The following is a 2,141-nucleotide window of genomic DNA, read 5'->3' on the forward strand; positions in this document are numbered from 1 at the left end:
CGCTCCCGCCTGAGCTTGGTCAGCAAGGCGGCGCCCAGCCACAGCTCGTACAGCGTCAGCGCGGTCTGGGGTGCATTGAGCGTGCCCGGCAGCGAGCCATCAGCGGCGCCCTGCCCGATGCAGTCGGCCAGCCGCGCGATGATCTGGTGGGTGCCGCCCAGCAAGGCCACGCGCATGGCTTCGGACATGTCGGAGACCTCGCCGCTGAGCTTGACCACCAGGCAGTTGCATTCCGGGCTGTCGCTGACGCCGGTGTCCATCCAGCTCTGCCAGTAGCGCATCAGGCGCTGCGCCGCCGCGCTGCCGTCAGGCGCCAGCAGGGCGTCTACATGCGCCAGGTAGTCTGAAAGGTAGCCGGCGACCAGCGCCTCGCCAAACGCTTCCTTGGACTTGAAGTAGTAGTAAAACGAGCCTTTCGGCACGCGGGCGGTGGACAGGATTTCATTCAGGCCCACGGCCGAGAACCCCTTGCCCAAAATAATGGACCGTCCCGTATTGAGGATGTGCTGGCGGACATCCGTGTGGTCGTGTTGCATGCCGCGAGTCTACACCAAAAAGTAGACCAGTCGTCTAGTAACTTGAATCCACCGTGGGGCAGTCCTATAATTTTCAATTTCCCACAAGCGATCCGACATGTTCCTCCATTTCCAGCTGAACGCCCTTTCCTGCATCACCGCCGCCGTGCTGGCCCTGGCCGCTTCCATGGCCCAGGCTCAGGAGCTGCAAACCGTGAAAATCGCCCACGCCGGCCCCACCTCGGGCGGCATTGCGCACATCGGCAAGGACACCGAAAACGGCGTGCACCTGGCGATTGACGAACTCAATGCCCAGAACCTCGTGATTGGCGGCAAAAAGATCAAGTTCGAGCTGGTGGCCGAAGACGACGCCGGCGACCCGCGCCAGGCCACCGCCGTGGCCCAGAAGCTGTGCGACAGCAAGGTCGCGGGCGTGGTGGGCCACCTGCAGTCCGGCACCACCATTCCGGCATCCACCGTGTACAACAAGTGCGGCATCCCGCACATCACGGCCTCTGCCACCAACCCCGACCTGGCCAAGCCGGGCTACAAGACCAGCTTTCGCCTGATTGCCAATGACAACGCGCTGGGCGCTGCGCTGGCGATCTTTGCCCACGACGCGCTCAAGCTCAAGCGCGTGGCCATCATCGACGACCGCACGGCCTACGGCCAGGGTGTGGCCGACGTGTTCAAGGCCACGGCCAGGCAAAAAGGCATGGAAGTGGTCGGCGAGGAATTCACCAGCGACAAGGCCACCGACTTCATGGCCATCCTGACCAGCATCAAGAGCAAAAAGCCCGACGCCATCTTTTTTGGTGGCCTGGACGCGCAGGCCGGCCCGATGCTGCGCCAGATGGAGCAGCTGGGCTTGTCCAGCGTGAAGTTCTTTGGCGGCGACGCGCTGTGCACCGAAAAGCTGCCCGAGTTGTCGAGCAAGGCCGCATCGCTCAAAAACGTGACCTGCGCCACCGGCGGCGCGTCGCTGCAAAAAATGCAGGGCGGCGCCGAGTGGAAGAAAAGGTACGACGCGAAGTTCCCGGGCCAGTTCCAGATCTACAGCCCCTACGCCTACGACGCGACCTTTGTGCTGGTCGACGCCATGAAGCGCGCCAACTCGACAGATCCCAAGGCCTACCTGCCCTTCATCGGCAAAACCCAGTTCAAGGGCGTGACCGCCAACATCGCCTTTACCAGCCAGGGCGAATTGACCAAGCCGGCCGTGACGCTCTACACCTACAAGAACAACGTGCGGGTGGCGCTGAACTGATCTGATGACTGGCCGCATGGCCTTTCACGGCGCGGCAAGCCACAAACAGGGGGGCGAGGTGCTCTCGCCTCACGCGCATTGGGCTGAAACACCTGTGAGTATTGTTACTTTGTCCTACAACGCCGCATGGGGTTGGGCCGCTATGCTCGACATCGATACGTAGCCATGGAACCCCGTTGTACGTACCTGGAAACTATATTTACAGAGGAATTGATATGAAGCTGCTTAATAATTTGAAATTGGTCCTGGGCGGCGTCGCCGTGGCGAGTCTTGCGGCCTGTGGCGGCGGTGGCGGCGGAAGCACTGCCGAGACCGGCACCCTGCGCCTGGCACTGACCGACGCGCCGGCCTGCGGCTAT

General features: G+C 62.4%; 2 protein-coding genes. One reads left to right on the top strand and one right to left on the bottom strand.

The features are described from left to right. A partial coding sequence (locus IV091_RS13650) for a TetR/AcrR family transcriptional regulator (protein ID WP_293469627.1) occupies positions 1–536 on the bottom strand: 536 nt, incomplete at its 3' end. 97 nt (positions 537–633) lie between these two features. Here IV091_RS13650 and IV091_RS13655 point away from each other — a divergent pair. Continuing rightward, positions 634–1,782 carry a branched-chain amino acid ABC transporter substrate-binding protein gene (locus tag IV091_RS13655; protein ID WP_293469629.1) on the top strand — a complete coding sequence of 383 codons (1,149 nt, stop codon included), beginning with the start codon at positions 634–636 and terminating at the stop codon, positions 1,780–1,782. Positions 1,783–2,141 lie beyond the last annotated feature (359 nt).

Origin of the sequence: Polaromonas sp. (genome assembly GCF_018780625.1) — a bacterium.
In the GTDB taxonomy this organism is placed as follows: domain Bacteria; phylum Pseudomonadota; class Gammaproteobacteria; order Burkholderiales; family Burkholderiaceae_C; genus Polaromonas.